The 718-nt window shown below is 59.7% G+C and carries 1 pseudogene (cut by a window edge); it reads left to right on the forward strand.

Annotated elements, in window-relative coordinates:
- A pseudogene (locus B3P22_RS05670) lies at positions 1-718 on the forward strand (efflux RND transporter permease subunit); its annotated part runs 212 nt beyond the window's last position; the annotation flags it as partial.

The raw sequence follows: 718 nt of genomic DNA on the forward strand, positions 1-718 counted from the left end.
CCAATATCCGATCAGTTCCTATCAGGCCAATGTGCCGCAGCTTGACGCCGCATTGGACCGCACCAAGGCGAAGGCACAGGGCGTGGCCGTGACCGATCTTTTCGATACGCTGCAAGTGTACCTGGGTTCGGCGTATGTCAACGACTTCACGCGCTTTGGCCGCACCTTCCGGGTGATGGCTCAGGCGGACGCACCGTTCCGCAGTTCTGTCGAGGACGTGGTCAAACTGCGCACCCGCAACGCCAATGGCGACATGGTGCCCATCGGCAGCATGGTGGACGTGCGCAAGACATTCGGCCCCGATCCCGTCATCCGCTTCAACGGCTATCCATCTGCCGACCTGATTGGTGAGTTTGATCCGCGTCTGGTGTCGTCATCGCAGGCATTGCAGCAAGTGCAATCCATTGCAGACAAGGTGCTGCCGCCAGGCATGCAACTGGAGTGGACCGACCTCAGCTACCAGCAGGTCACGCAAAGCAATACCGCGCTGGTGGTGTTCCCGCTGGCGGTACTGTTGGTCTTCCTGGTGCTGGCGGCACTGTACGAAAGCTGGACGTTGCCGCTGGCCGTCATCCTGATCGTGCCCATGAGCCTGTTGTCGGCCATGACGGGCGTGTGGCTCGCGGGTGGTGACAGCAACATTTTCGTGCAGATTGGCTTGATAGTGCTGATTGGTCTGGCCTCCAAGAATGCCATTCTGATCGTGGAGTTCGCCCGT

The organism is Pseudomonas sp. UBA6323, from assembly GCF_002439135.1.
Classification (GTDB): domain Bacteria; phylum Pseudomonadota; class Gammaproteobacteria; order Pseudomonadales; family Pseudomonadaceae; genus Aquipseudomonas.